Below are 13,225 nucleotides of genomic sequence, written 5' to 3' on the forward strand. Positions count from 1 at the left end.
AAATATGCTTATAACGTCGTTGTTCCAGTTTTGCCAAAGGCAAAACTACCTCTTAACGTTTCAACGAGGAAGGTATTCCTCGTTATAAACATTTTTATGCGCGCGCACACACAGCAAAAATGCCCCCGCCGAGGCGGGAGCACCTGATTTTGCTTGTTATTTCTTTGCAGTATTAAAAGTAGTTATACCCTTCTGGTACAGATCCACAGCTTCATCCCTCAGCTCAGGGTTATCAATGAGCTCTATCCTGTAGCGCTCCCCATTGTCCCCGCGGAAGAAGGTCACTGCACTCTGGCTGTTGGCCTCAGCAGTGGTGTCCGGCTGGCCGTCCCCATCGGTATCGATTTCCAATACCTTGGCAGTGATGGCGTAAATGCCCTTGTTGTGGTCATTTACCGGCACCAGCTCAATAGCCTCATAGCCGTTGCTGCGTATGATGCTCTGCAAAAGCTTGCCTGCCTCCTCATCGCTGATCTTGTTGAGGTCTGGCACACTCTGATCTGCGAAGGCATCCTTCACAATCACCCAGGCGTTCTTGATATCATAGCCTTCATTGTCAAAAATCAGCACCTCTCCCTGCCTGTCCTCATAGAGAGCGCTGGCGGGAATCACCTGAGGCTTCTTGGGGCACTGGATGGTGTAGCCATACTCCTGGCTCTTATAAGTATAGGGAAGTTCTGCCGGAGCCTGCACATTCTTGGCAGACTTCTCTGACTGGGTTTCAACCTGGGGCTGCTTTGCCTTCTTGGCGGCATCTGCAGGCTGTACTGCGCCAAAAATCAGGCCGGCTGCCACCGAAGCTGCTACGAAGGTCTGGAAAGATTTCTTTAACATAATCTTCAACTCCTATTACATAGTATGCAATCACCAAATAAGAAAAAACTTATCTCTTGCGGGCAGGCTCCACATTCACCTTGAAGCCGTTCACCGTATTGCGGTGCATGGTGCTCAGCACCCTTTCTGCCACCTTTTCCGGCACCTCTACAAAAGAGAACTTCTCATAGATATTGATAACCCCGATGGTATCACCGGGAATGTCAGCTTCGCTGGCAATGGCTCTCACAATATCAGCCGGACGGATTTTCTGTGCCCTGCCGATATTGAAGAAGAAGCGCACCATGCCCGGAGCCCCGCCGGTATTCTCAAAGGACGCCTGTTCCTCTTCCCGGCTCCCCGCCTCACCTTCCAGGGAAAGCTGCAGGGCAGCAGCAGCCACATCTACCGGATCATAGCCCTCTTCCAGCACATCGGAGATAATGGTGTGGTAATCATCATAGCGGTCCTGCTTCAAGACCTTCAGCAGGCGCTCCGTCACCAGTTCCTTCTGCCGCTCCAGCACATCTGAAGCCGTGGGAAGCTCCCTGCGCTGGATCTTGGTATGGGCCAGCTTCATGATCAGACGCAGCTGGCGGTATTCCCTGGGGGAAATGAAGGTCATAGCCACCCCCTTGCGGCCTGCCCGGCCAGTGCGGCCGATGCGGTGCACATAGGATTCATGGTCCTGGGGAATATCGTAATTGATGACATGGGTGATGTCGTCGATATCGATGCCCCTTGCAGCCACATCCGTAGCCACCAGGGTGTCGATGCGACCGTCACGGAACTTTTTCATGACCCGGTCGCGCTGCACCTGGGACAGGTCACCGTGGAGGCCGCCGGCCAGATAGCCGCGGGCTTCCAGCGAAGCCGTCAGGTCATCCACTGCCCGCTTGGTGCGGCAGAAGATGATGAGCTTGCCCGTCTCCTCAATGTCCAGCACCCGGCACAGGCCCTCGAACTTCTCCCTGGTCTCATAGTAGACCTGGTCAATCAGGGGCACCGTGAGATTTTCTTTGGTAATGCTCACCCGCTGGGGGTGATTCATGTACCGCTGGGAAAGCTTTTCAATGGGCGCGGGCATGGTGGCGGAGAAAAGCAGGGTCTGCCTTTCTTCGTTGGAGATAGCCCCAATGATTTCCTCGATATCCGAGATAAAGCCCATATCCAGCATTTCGTCTGCTTCGTCAAGGATCAGGGTACGGACACCGTCAAGGCTGATGGTGCCCCGGTGGAGATGATCGATCAGTCGGCCCGGCGTGCCCACAATCAGATGGACGCCGCGCTTCAGGCCGCGAATCTGGCGGTCAATGGACTGGCCTCCATAGATGGGCAGCGTGCGCACCCGCTTGTAGTGGCCAATCTTGTTGAGCTCCTCTGCCGTCTGGATAGCCAGCTCCCGGGTGGGAGTCAGCACCAGCGCCTGCACTTCATGGACGCCCTCCACGATCTTTTCCACCGTGGGGATACCGAAAGCAGCCGTCTTGCCAGTGCCCGTCTGAGCCTGCCCCACCACATCATGGCCTTCCAACACCAGGGGTATAGTCCCTGCCTGGATGGGAGAGGGCTCCTCAAAGCCCATGTCGGCAATGGCGTGGAGCACCTTGCGGCTGAGTTCGATATCTCCGAATGACTTTAATTCCTGTTTCAAATAAATCCTCCTGAATAAGTTGACGATGTTAAGTATATCTTGCTTTTATCTAAAAAAGCTGAAAAACAAATTAGAATTCCATTAAAGTGTGTAGTAATCCACCAGCATGCGCAGGGCCGTGGAAACAGCCTGCAGTTTCACTTCGTCCCGGTCACCGCAGAAATCATTCGCCCGCACCTGCTCTCCCTGGGGACCTGCCACGGCAATGTAAACCCGTCCCACAGGCTTTTCCTCCGTGCCGCCCCCCGGGCCTGCAATGCCCGTGATACCCACGCCGATATCGGTGCCCATGAGCTTTGCCGCCCCCCGGGCCATTTCCCGGGCTGTCTCCTCGGACACAGCACCGTACTTCTCCAGAGTATCATGCTTCACGCCCAGGAGCTTTTCCTTCACTTCGTTGGCATAGGCCACCACTGCTCCCTGCATGTAGGCAGAACTGCCCTCCACATCCGTCAGCAGGCTGGAAAGGAGCCCTCCTGTGCAGGACTCGGCACAGGAGATAGTAGCCTCCCGCTCAAGGAGAGCCTTGCCCGCAGCTGTGGACAAATCCCTCATGGTCTGCAGGTTCTTGATGACAAGATAGTAATCACTCATTGATTTTCTCCCCTACCACATCATAAGTGAATCCCTGGAGGACACGCACCTTGATGATGTCCCCGGGCTGGCTGTCAGTATCGCCTTCAATGTAGACCTGACCGTCTACATCCGGAGCCTCACGGTAAGAACGGCCAACGGCAATGATATTCTGTTCCTCATCACGCCCCTCAACCAAGACCTCGATGACCTGCCCCTCCAGTTCCTGGTTGATCTCCTCAGAAATCTTGCTCTGAAGGCTCATGAGGTCATGATATCTTTCCTGCATGACGTCTTCCGGCACCTGGTTGGGCATATCGTAGGCAGGTGTCCCCTCTTCCCGGGAGTAGGTAAACACCCCTACCTTGTCAAAGCGCATCTCCTCCAGGAAATTGCGCAGAGACTGATACTGGGCATCGGTCTCTCCGGGGCAGCCCACAATGAAAGTGGAGCGGATGGTAACCCCTGGAATGCGCTCCCTTATCTTCTTCACCAGTGCCACAATCTGCGCCCTGGTGTCCGGGCGGCGCATGGACTTCAGCATGGCGTCATGGGCATGCTGCAGGGGCATGTCGATGTACTTGCAGATTTTCGGCTCTTTGGCATAAAGGTCAATGAGCTCATCAGTGAAGAACTTGGGGTAGCAGTAAAGGGTACGCACCCACTGGAGCTTCTCCACCTTCACCAGCTCGCGCAAAAGCTCAGCCAGTGCCGGAGCGCCGTAGATGTCTTTGCCGTACAGGGTGCTGTCCTCGGCAATGAGGATGATTTCCTTCACCCCGTTCTCGCAAAGCTGCTCCACCTCTGCCTTGATATCCTCGATGCGGCGGCTGCGGAATCTGCCGCGGATAAGCGGAATGGCACAGAAAGCGCAGTGATTATCGCACCCTTCGGCAATCTTCACATAAGCCGTGTAACTGGGAGTGGTGAGGATGCGGGGATTCTTGGCATCATAGAGGAGCTTGTCCTCCCCGGCAATCACCAGGCGGCGCCCCTTCAGGGACTCCTCCACCGCCGTCATTATTTCCTTGCAGGCACCGGTGCCGATGATGGCATCTGCCTCAGGCATATCATCCAGCAGTTCCTGCCCATAGCGCTGGCCCAGGCATCCTGCCACAATCAGGCTGCGGCAGCGGCCGCTTTCCTTGTACTCCGCCATATTGAGGATGGTGGTGATGGACTCCTCCTTGGCAGACTGGATAAAGGCGCAGGTATTGACAATGAGAATATCTGCCTCCGAAGGATCTGCCGTAATCTCAATGCCGTGCTCCTTGAGGATGCCCAGCATCATCTCTGTATCTACCAGGTTCTTGGAACAGCCAAGACTGATGAAACCTGCTTTCACTTTCTGATAAACCTCCTAAAAACTATCGATAAAACTATCATGCAAATAAAAGGCCGCCCGCAAGCAGCCCTCTTGTCAATTGAACCGAACTTCCTTCACCCAACGGTCCAGCAAATCATGCCTCTGCTGGGCATTGAACTGGGGACGAACGCTGAACAGCAGGAGATTCTTTCCCGCAAAGGTCTTGTAAGCCATAGTGCCCGGATTGGTGGGCAGGAAATAGAAGCCCTGGCTCTGCAAGGCCAGCTGGGCCTCATCGGACAGCAGCCAGTCAGCAAAGGCCTTGGCAGCCTGCTCATCCTGAGCCGAAGTCTTGAAAGCAATGCCCGTGCCCGTCACCATGGCAGACGTGCCATCGGCAGGATAGATGACTTTCAAGGGGTAGCCATCATGGATATAGCGCAAAGTCTCGCTCTCCACTGCCACCGCCACGTCAACCTCGCCCATGCCTGCCTGGCGCACAGGATTGGAAAGGTAATGGGCATACTGCACCACCTTGGGATGAATCTGCCGCCAGATATCATAGGCTGCCGTATCGCCAAACTGGGCAATCATGCTGAGGAGAAGATTGGCTGAGGCATCTGCCGCCAGGAAATCCGTCACCCCCACCCGCACATTGGGCGCCGCAGCCAGAGCTTGCCAGGTATCAGGCACCTGCTGCCTGGCCTTCAGGTAATCCTGATTGACGCAGAAGACTATGGGGTCATACCAGACACCAATCCAGTATCCTTCCGTCTGGCGGAACTTTTCCGGCACCTGATCCCCGTGCTCCGACATGTAGGGCAAAAGGTAGCCCATAGCAGCCGCCCTGTAAAGGAGCTCGCTGTCCCCCAGCACCAAAGCAGCCTGTCCAGCCCCTTCTCCCTCTGCCTGAGCCTTGAGCCTGTCCAGTATCTCCTCCCGGCCCAGAGGCACGAAATTCACCCTGACGCCGCTGGCAGACTCATAGGCATTGGTCAGCACAACCGCCGTCTCCGTAGGCAGATTGGTATAGGCAGTGATTTCCCTGAGGGGCTTCTTCCCCCCGTCATGGTCAGCCACCGCCAGATAGCCGGAGCCCAGCACCACCACTATCAAAAGCAGGAAGGCTGTCACCAGCAGTGATGTATAGCGTCTCATGCTAAACATACCTCTCAATAAAACGAACACTTACATAACTAGTACATTTCATTGTACCATTGCCAGAAGCGACAGGCAAGGAAAAGTCATAAATCATCAGCCCGCACGGCCCAGCGCAGCTTGGTGGAGTGGGCCCGGGGATTGGCTCTGCATTCTTCCCTGCCAGGCCGTACCACCTCATCTGCCACCTCGCTGTACAGGCCCTGCTGCCTGAAGGCCTTGAAAGCTTTCTTCACAATGCGGTCTTCTCCGGAATGGAAAGTAAGGATAGCCACCCTTCCTCCCGGAGCCAGGGCATAAGGCAGTTTCTCCATGAACTCATAGAGCACCTCATACTCATGGTTGATATCTATGCGCAGAGCCTGGAATACGCGGGTGGCACTCTTCTTTACCATATCCCTGCGAGCAGCTTCCTGTTTCTTGCTGCTGTAGCCTGTGCGCTCGAACACCTCTTTAGGCAGGTCAATCTTTGCCAAAGCAATTGCTACTTCATCGTAGAGTTCTTTCGTTGTCCGGGGGCATTTTCCCTTTTTCCTGCTGTTTATGATCTGACGGGCAATTTCCTCAGCATAGGGTTCATCAGCATTCTCATAGAGCATGCCCACCAGTTCCTCCCTGCCCACTTCAGCCAGCCGCTGGGCAGCGGTAAGCCCTGCCTCAGGATTCAGCCGCAGGTCCAAGGGCCCGTCGGCCTTATAGCTGAAGCCCCGCTCCGGATTGTCTATCTGCATGGAGGACACGCCAAGATCTGCCAGAATGAAATCAAAAGCCCCTGCTTCTTCTGCCAATTCATCAATCTGGCAAAAGTTCATATTCCGAAGCTCCCAAAGCTCAGGTCCAAAGCCCGCCTCGCGAAGGCGCCTCTCAGTCTTGGCCGACTCAAGGGGGTCAATATCCCCACTGATAAGATGTCCCTGCCCCCGCAAGGCCTCCAGCATAGCCCTGGTATGGCCGCCATAGCCCAAGGTTGCATCAAAGCCCTTCTCCCCGGGCTTGATGGCCAGCACCTCCAATATCTCCTTCACCATGATGGGAATATGCATCCCTGCAGGAGTATTGCCCTTGGCTATCACATGCTCTATCTCCCCGCCGTACTTCTCCGGCTGCAGTTCCTTGTACTTCTCCTCGAAGCGACGGGGATACTTGCCGCTGTAGTGAGGACGGCGCTTATGGGTCTCGGACATTTGCTTACCTCCAGATTCTTTCATATGTATTGGTAGATATTACTACATGATGCAGGAAAATACAAGGACACCTTGCAATATAAAAGGCAGGCCATAGCTATCGGGCATCTCATTAAGCACTATACCCTTACTTTATTTGCTTCATAAGTTATTATCCAGCTTCATAGTGCACCATTTCGTTGTCTGAACCTTCTTCTTATGGTAGAATATCCCTATAGGAAAGAAAGGAGCCTCCAATGGCAGAACCTACATCCAAAGACCCAAAAGGTGCCCTATACGAAACGTGGTATCTATTACTGCAGTCGTATGATTTCCAGCCAGTACGGCACGGTATTCGTCAAGTCCGACTACGGCAAGATCAAGAAGGTCTACTCCATCTGGATTTGCACCAATCCCAGCCAGTAGATGGAATACACCATCACCCGCTACAAGATGACGGAGGAGAACATCGAAGGCAAGGTCAAAGCAAAGAAGGCAAACTACGACCTTCTGGATGTTGTCATGGTCTGCCTGGGGCCGAAGAAGTACAGCGAGCTGACCGGACTGCTTGGCATGCTAAATCTTGTGTTTAAGGATAACGATCTCACTGCTGCAGAAAAGCGAGAGAAATTAGCTAATGAGTTCCATATTGAGATTACTCCGGAACTTGAGAAAGGAGTGGCTGATATGTGCAATCTTAGTGCTGGTATAGAGAGACGAGGGATTGAGAAAGGCCGGGTCGAGGGTGAGAACCGCCTCGCCAGGCTTATATCTCACCTACTTTCGATAGGTAAAAGCGATGAAATCAAGGCAGCTACCGAAAGCGAAAAGCTACGCAATGAACTATACAAGAAATACGGTATCGCCTGACAATGTAGATTCTTCCTGCTAAAACTGCCATCGCTTAGTTCCACATTGAAATTACCCCAGAACTTGAGAAAGTAATGGCTGATATGTGCAATTTTAGCGCTGGTATAGAAAAATGCACGCGAAGAAGATAGCCTTAAAGCCTTGGCAGAGACTAAAGAACATGCCACGAACATGATTCTCGACCATATGGACCTGTCTCTAGTGGAGAGCCTCCCATCTGTCGTTGCCGCGCATCAAGGAACTGGCGCACAACTTGGGCATGCTTTAAGTAGCTATCTCCCCCTCCGCCCTATCAAGCGGCTGAGTGGGGAATTTTTTCACTTAATTATAAGCGTCTTCTTACGCTATTGTAATCGTATTCTAACTTTACTATAAATAAAAACCAGCAAAAAATTGTCCTTTTCGCTGGTCATTATCTTCTGGTGGGGCATATCATCCAACCATTACCACAAGAATCGCTTAAAGCTCCACTCCATATAAAAATGTCCTAGATGTGTGGGCTAATGCCAATGCAACTGCCCCATGATATGCCCACACAAAAACATATTTAGCAAAGTGTAACATGATAACCACTCCTACCAAAGAACTCACTGTTATATCAGAGAGAGAACATCCCCATATAAATTTTAGTAACTCAACGGTAAAAGAAGCCAATAACGATATAATGTAAGTAATGCCCATAGGCTTAACTATGCTCCGTATTATAACGTAAATAGATGCAATTTTCAATAGTTGATAGTCAATCTCCAGCCATTCACATAACAAACATAACCTTGCAGTACATATCCCTGCGCTCGTGCATGAGGGCAAATGCCTCCTTGTACTCATCCAAAGAAAACTTATGGGTAATGAGACTCTCCAAATCCAGCCGCTTGTCCTGCATGGCCTGTACAGCCTCTCGCCAGTCGTTTTCCCGGCTGCCGAAGCTGCTGTTCCAAGTACCGACCAATGTTAGTTCCTTCCTAAGGATTTTCCAATAAGTATCCTGGGGAAGACTCATGCCGCCAAGGGGATTGCCCATGCAAACTACCCTGCCGCCAGGCTTGGCAAGGCAGATGCACTCTGCCCAAGACTCCGACGCACCTGTGCCCTCGATGCAAGTGTCTGCCCCCCGACCTTCGGTGACTTTCTCTACAAGTTTGCCAAGGTCTTCTTTTTTTGCATTGATTGCCAAAGAAAAGCCGAGTTTCTTAGCAAACTCCACCTTGTCATCTGTCCTGGCTACCAGGATGATATTCTTCACCCCTGCCGCCTTCGCCCACTGTGCCACTATCAAGCCAATGGCGCCAATGCCGTAAATCAGCAGAGTGTCCCCCTGCCCCACGCCACTCTTGCGAAAAGCATGGAGAGCTACTGCCGCAGGTTCGCTCATGGCAGCTTCTTCATAGCTTACACCTTCCGGCAGCAGGCAAAGGTTCTCCTGCTTCACCGCCAGATACTCTGCCATAGCCCCATCCCGGCGAGAGCCGTAGTAATCATAGTTAGCGCAACGGGCATACTGCTCCTGATTACATGCTTCACAATGTCCACAGGGCAGCAAAGGGAACACGGAAGCGCCACGCCCAACTAAGGCACTGTCCTCCGCCTCCACAATCTCCCCAGCGAACTCATGCCCTATAATGGTAGGAAAATGATAAGTTCCCTTGGAAAACACTCTTGGTATATCGCTACCACAGATGCCCACAGCCTTGACTTTCAGCAGCACCTCTCCCGGCTTGCGCTCCGGACGGGGAACCTCCTCATAGCGCAAATCCCCCACACCGTGCAGATTCAATGCCATCATTTCAGCCACTCATCCCTTTCCGTAGCCAGCATGGCCTTAAACATATCTATATCCTCCGTGCGGGTCAGCTTGATATTCCTCTCGCTGCCTTTGGCAAAGTAAATCTGCCAGCCCAGGGCCACCTGCAGGGCAGAGATGGAATCTATTTCCACCCCCTGCTCAGCTGCCAGGGCATACATCTCCTTCATACGCCTGCCTGACACGCATTCCGGAGTCTGCCCCCGCACCAGCCCTGCCCTTTCCACCACCTGGCTCGTAGAATCAGGTGACTGGCGCAGGTACATAGTATCCGCGCAGTCCAGCACCGTCATGGCATTTTCATGCTCATGGCATACACGAATCATATCTGAGATAGAATCCGCCGCCACCAGAGGTCGCACTGCATCGTGGACGATAAGCACATCATCATCCGCCACTTCTCCCAGTGCCATCATGCCTGCCTTGGTAGAAAGAAACCTGGTAGCGCCCCCGGGCACAATGCCTCTTAATTTCGAGATATTGAACTGCTTCACATAGCCGGACAGCACCTGCTCCCAACCCTCGATGCACACCGCCTGGACAGCATCAATCTCGGCATGATGCTCCAAAGCCAGCAAGGTATAGATAATGATAGGTATATTATTCACATGGATGAACTGCTTTGGTATATCCTGCCCCATGCGGCTCCCCATGCCTCCTGCCAATAAGACTACAATATTCATGAAAAGTTCATCTCCCTGATAGCCTTCAATGTTTCTCCATAAGACCTTGACTGCCCAAAAAGCAAGGTCGTACCAAGCACGAATCCTTTCACTCCCATGGGCGCAAACTTTTTGATCTTATCAGCCCCGCAAGCGCCATCCCAATACAAATCAAACTTCATATCATCTTTCACACACAAAAGTGTCTCTATCTTATCCCCCACATAAGGTAGGAACATCTGCCCCGCGTTTCCTGGGTTCACAGCCATCACCAGGACGCTGTTCACAATCCGCAGCATCTCATGCACAGTCTCAAAACTGGTGCCAGGATTAATGGCTATGCCAGGTATCAGACCCGCATTGATAATTTTTTGCAATGCTGTAGATGGATGATACTCTGCCTCGGGATGTATATAAATAGTGTCCCCAGGACGAAGACTGTTGATAAAGATATCAATGGTATTGCTTGGGTGCTCTACCATGAGATGCACATCCAAAGGCTTATCCGTAAGCGAACGTATGCACCGCAGGTCATTCAGCGACATGGCATAATTCGGCACATATCTTCCGTCCATGATATCTATATGGAAGGAATCTATCCCTCCCTCATCAAGCGCCTCTACCTCCCGCTGCAGATTACGATAATCTGCGCACATCATAGAGGCCATCAGCTGAAAACTCATATACCTCAGTCCCTTCTTGCCCCTAAGAGGCCGCAATAATAAAATCAAAAACAATAACAATTAAGGAAGAAACTCCATCAAGGCTACATTATAAAAAATGTCATCAGCCAAATCCCACATTATTTTTTCTTCATCATCTGCAAAATCAGTTGGAGAATCTATACATACCTCTCTTCCTTCATATTTTGAATTGCTACTATCTTCACCTCGGAAGCGAATAATATAGTCAGCACTGTTTATTGTTTCATCAGCAATTATTGCCTCATCAGCCAAAGCCAATTTTTTAAGTGCACCCAAAAGATAATGATTATGCGATGGAACTATAAACTTTGCATTCATTATCTTCTTTAGTTCCGGAAAGCATCCACACACAACTTCAACCGTACGATTCTTTATAGCCTTGCCTTCGTTTTCAAATGAGAAAGAACCATCTATCTTATGGAAAATAAAAGCTAGCTGCCCCCAAAACAAATGCCTAAGGTGATTATAATTCTTGTCCAGAGTCCTGTCTAATTCAAATCTTTTATATAGTGCCATCAAAGCATCTGGAAAAAAAGACAAAGCCTTAAAATTGTTTATTGTACTGTCTGTTCTATTCCTTAGATAATAATACAACCCTTGAGGTACATAATAAATTGATTTTGCTTTTGAAACAACATAAGGAATTGTTGCAAGATCTTCATATGGATAGTCCGGTTGCTCCACGCCATATGATGTAAGCAAGCTTCTGCGATAAACTTTTCCGCACATAAATGTGCGAATCCTGCCCAAAACATTTCTTTCATTTGCAATATCTACAATCCCAGCTGGCAACCTTATCCTCGATATTTTTTGACTAATCATTGAGTTATCTGCGTATGCAAATACCATATCGCACAATATTATATCATGCTTGCCATATTCTGTCCCTTTGAGCATGAGTTCAATATACTTAGGATGCCACCAGTCATCCGCATCTAAAAAGGTAATATATTCTGATGCAGCCATCCTGACACCAAGATTACGCGCAGCTCCTTGTCCCATATTTTTTTGGCTTACCACGGTGATACGCTCGTCCCGCCGCTTCCATTTCATGCATTTTTCCATAGAATTATCAGTAGAGCCATCATCTATCATAATGATTTTATAATCCTTATATGTTTGGTTCATCAATGATTCAAGGCATTTATCCAGATATTTACTCATATTATATACAGGAATAATAACTGTAATTATATCCATAAATACCTCCATATGTATCCTACATATTCATACAAGCAATAACATCTTCATCCATCAGTATTACATCTTTAAACCCTTCATTTATTAACATATCTGCAATTTCATATTTATATCTGTCGCTCACAGCCACAAGCATAGTTTCATCTTTCTGGATTCCAGCATCACTTATGGCGACAATTTCCACCCCATAGATACTTTCATGCCGTTCCGTATGCGTAACAACCACCTTATCTGGAACAAGCCCCTCCTTCTTTAACATTCTCATAGCTTTTTGTGCAACCAATCCTGCGCCGTATATACAAAAACCTCTATGAGCCAAGTAATCTATAATTTTATCAGCAATGAAAATATTACTTCTATGCTTGATGAAAGTGTCTACACTGAATTGCTTTGAAAAGTGTTTTGCTTTAATTACCTCCATCAAAGCCTCAGCATTTTTCCACGAGGAAAAGTCAGCCAGGACTGAATCGTCCACACTGCTGAAATCTTTTATGAATCGCTGATAAAATTCATCCTTATAATCAGATGAAATTCTCCTCAGATTCCAGCAATAAATAGAATGCTTCACTTCACATAGTTTCGCAAGAATCGAAACAGGGAAATCCCTATCTTTTAAATATGCATTTAAATTGTCAAATTCATCACACACGCAGAAAATTTTATTATTACTGTTCACAGATGAATCTGCATTATCCACACGGTAATGCAGGAATGCTTCAGGTGTCAGACAAATTGATTTTGCCATCATAATGCACTTGAAATAAAACGCTGTATCCTGGTATGATGCCCCAGAAGTTTCGTTGAAGAGTATGCCATTCTTGATCAAGAAATCTCTTCTATATATTCCCGACCAAATACTCGGTGAGCAATAGAGCAGCTCACTATTATCCAACAGACTAAGAGGTCGCCTCATTTTGCAGCCATGCAGATTGTTGATGTACACGTCAGTATCATTGAGATTCTCAAAATAGTTGGATTTCACAACATCACAACCATGCTGGCTTGCAAGCGAGTAAAGATGCTCAAACATGCCAGCATCAACATAGTCATCACTTTCCACTATACCTATGTAGTCACCTGTTGCCAGAGAAATCCCCCTGTTCAGTGAGTTGCCATAGCCAGTATTTTTTTTGTCTATAATATGCATATTGGCAAATCTTACTTCGTACTCTCGCAATATTTCCAAAGACATATCTGTGGAGCCATCATTTATGCATATGATTTCAATATCAGACAAGGTTTGAGACAGGACACTATCCAGACATTGCCTGAGAAATCTTGATGTGTTATAAACTGGCATCAAGATTGAAATTTTAGGCAT

13 protein-coding genes are annotated in these 13,225 nt (G+C 49.5%); 2 read left to right on the forward strand and 11 right to left on the reverse strand.

The genetic code is table 11. From position 1 onward, the window contains the following. Positions 1-156 precede the first annotated feature (156 nt). The 6 genes from P159_RS0111980 to rsmH form a co-directional block, all read right to left on the reverse strand. Entirely contained in the window at positions 157-834 is a 678-nt protein-coding gene (locus P159_RS0111980) for a hypothetical protein (protein WP_029544352.1), read from the reverse strand. Between the two features lie 49 nt (positions 835-883). After that, positions 884-2,467 carry a DEAD/DEAH box helicase gene (locus P159_RS0111985; protein WP_029544354.1) on the reverse strand — a complete coding sequence of 528 codons (1,584 nt, stop codon included), beginning with the start codon at positions 2,465-2,467 and terminating at the stop codon, positions 884-886. Positions 2,468-2,548: 81 nt separating this feature from the next. Next, a complete protein-coding gene (locus P159_RS0111990; protein WP_029544356.1) occupies positions 2,549-3,022 on the reverse strand; it encodes a nicotinamide-nucleotide amidohydrolase family protein in 474 nt (157 codons plus the stop codon). A gap of 31 nt (positions 3,023-3,053) precedes the next feature. Further along, positions 3,054-4,385 carry a 30S ribosomal protein S12 methylthiotransferase RimO gene (gene rimO, locus P159_RS0111995; protein WP_029544358.1) on the reverse strand — a complete coding sequence of 444 codons (1,332 nt, stop codon included), beginning with the start codon at positions 4,383-4,385 and terminating at the stop codon, positions 3,054-3,056. A gap of 75 nt (positions 4,386-4,460) precedes the next feature. Next, positions 4,461-5,504 (reverse strand): extracellular solute-binding protein, encoded by a 1,044-nt coding sequence (locus P159_RS0112000; protein WP_029544360.1) that lies wholly within the window; start codon positions 5,502-5,504, stop codon positions 4,461-4,463. A gap of 86 nt (positions 5,505-5,590) precedes the next feature. Beyond that, on the reverse strand, positions 5,591-6,688 hold the full coding sequence (rsmH, locus tag P159_RS0112005; RefSeq protein ID WP_029544362.1) for a 16S rRNA (cytosine(1402)-N(4))-methyltransferase RsmH: 1,098 nt from the start codon (positions 6,686-6,688) through the stop codon (positions 5,591-5,593). A gap of 267 nt (positions 6,689-6,955) precedes the next feature. Here rsmH and P159_RS20690 point away from each other — a divergent pair, with 267 nt between their 5' ends. Both P159_RS20690 and P159_RS19520 read left to right on the forward strand, forming a co-directional pair. Further along, the gene (locus P159_RS20690; RefSeq protein WP_185753723.1) at positions 6,956-7,093 is read left to right on the forward strand and encodes a hypothetical protein; all 138 of its coding nucleotides are present in this window, start codon (positions 6,956-6,958) and stop codon (positions 7,091-7,093) included. Further along, positions 7,094-7,537: a hypothetical protein gene (locus P159_RS19520; protein ID WP_051650335.1), complete on the forward strand. Its 444-nt coding sequence runs from the start codon at positions 7,094-7,096 to the stop codon at positions 7,535-7,537. A 754-nt stretch (positions 7,538-8,291) separates the two neighbouring features. Here P159_RS19520 and P159_RS0112015 read toward each other — a convergent pair. The 5 genes from P159_RS0112015 to P159_RS0112035 are packed head-to-tail and all read right to left on the reverse strand — an operon-like array spanning position 8,292 to position 13,225. Next, positions 8,292-9,320, reverse strand: coding sequence for a galactitol-1-phosphate 5-dehydrogenase (locus P159_RS0112015; protein ID WP_029544364.1), 1,029 nt, complete (start codon positions 9,318-9,320; stop codon positions 8,292-8,294). Then, a complete protein-coding gene (locus P159_RS0112020; RefSeq protein WP_029544365.1) occupies positions 9,317-10,021 on the reverse strand; it encodes an IspD/TarI family cytidylyltransferase in 705 nt (234 codons plus the stop codon). The genes P159_RS0112015 and P159_RS0112020 overlap by 4 nt, the downstream gene beginning before the upstream one ends. Then, positions 10,018-10,683, reverse strand: a complete 666-nt coding sequence (locus P159_RS0112025; RefSeq protein WP_029544367.1) for a ribulose-phosphate 3-epimerase — start codon at positions 10,681-10,683, stop codon at positions 10,018-10,020. Before P159_RS0112025 ends, P159_RS0112020 begins: the two co-directional genes overlap by 4 nt. 60 nt (positions 10,684-10,743) lie before the next feature. Continuing rightward, positions 10,744-11,904, reverse strand: a complete 1,161-nt coding sequence (locus P159_RS0112030; protein WP_029544369.1) for a glycosyltransferase family 2 protein — start codon at positions 11,902-11,904, stop codon at positions 10,744-10,746. 19 nt (positions 11,905-11,923) lie between these two features. Next, positions 11,924-13,225, reverse strand: a complete 1,302-nt coding sequence (locus tag P159_RS0112035) for a glycosyltransferase (RefSeq protein WP_029544371.1) — start codon at positions 13,223-13,225, stop codon at positions 11,924-11,926.

The sequence above is a fragment of the Selenomonas sp. AB3002 genome, from assembly GCF_000702545.1.
In the GTDB taxonomy this organism is placed as follows: domain Bacteria; phylum Bacillota; class Negativicutes; order Selenomonadales; family Selenomonadaceae; genus Selenomonas_B; species Selenomonas_B ruminantium_A.